This window comes from Candidatus Hydrogenedentota bacterium (assembly GCA_035450225.1).
Classification (GTDB): domain Bacteria; phylum Hydrogenedentota; class Hydrogenedentia; order Hydrogenedentales; family SLHB01; genus DSVR01.
On the sequence record DAOTMJ010000124.1, the window covers coordinates 1 to 1041 of the forward strand.

Sequence of the window (1041 nt, forward strand, 5' to 3'; positions counted from 1 at the left end):
GGAACATGACGCAGGAGGAGTGGCGGCTCCTGCACGCGAACCCGCTGGTGTTGACGGGTTCGCAAATGGCGGCGGCCGTCGGCGCGGACCGGTACCAATCGCGGTACCAGTTGTATCATCGTAAAAAAGGCGCGTTGCCGTGGCCGGACGATTCGCTCCGGTTCGACGTCGGCCACGCGCTGGAACCGGTGATCGCGCGGCGGTTCTCCGCCGAGACGGGCCATGCCGTGCGCAATCCGGGCGAATATGCCGCCGCGCAACACCCGGTTGAGCCATGGCTGTGGGTCACGCCGGATTTTCTGGCGGAGATCGACGGCGAGGAAATTCCCGTCGAAATCAAAACGACCGAGATCTGGACGGACGCGGCCCGTGCATTCGAGGCGGGCGAAACGCCCCTGCAATACGACGTGCAGATTCACATGCAAATGGCTGTGCTTGGCACGCCATTCGCCTATGCGGTGTGCATGCGCGGCCTCGGTTCGCGCGGGCTGGACATTTTGCGCATCGAACGGGACGACGAGTTGATCGACGGTTGCATCCGGGCCGGGCGCGAATTTCTGGCGGACATCGCAATCGGGCGCGAACCGGAACCGACCGGGTCCGCATACGATTCGGACGCGATCAAACGGTTGCATCCGGCCGACAACGGCGGGACCGTCGCGCTCGATGAATCCGTGTGGACGGACCGGTTGGCGAAATTGGACGATCTGAAATCCACGGTGAAATCTCTGCAATTGGAAATCGCCGAAATCGAGAACCAGTTGAAGGCCGCCATCGGCGATCAGACCTATGGCGTGTGCGGGCCCGTACAGTACAGTTACCGGACGCAAGACCGCAAGGGATACGTTGTTGAACCGGCCACTTTCCGTGTGTTGCGGAAAAAGGCGGCAAAATAGGCATGTAGTACAGCAGAAAAAAGGAGAAAGAACGATGAACGACATGAAAAACGGGGATGCCGCGAATCACGACGCGGCACAGACGAAATCCGTCGCGCCGATCAACATGGGCGAACGGGGCGTCCAGTTGCAGACCATCGAGGAT

1 protein-coding gene is annotated in these 1041 nt (G+C 60.9%); it reads left to right on the plus strand.

Annotation, left to right across the window (positions count from 1 at the left end; translation table 11 throughout):
* The coding region (locus P5540_20040) for a YqaJ viral recombinase family protein (protein ID HRT67106.1) at positions 1-896 on the plus strand (896 nt) is incomplete at its 5' end.
* Positions 897-1041: the final 145 nt, after the last annotated feature.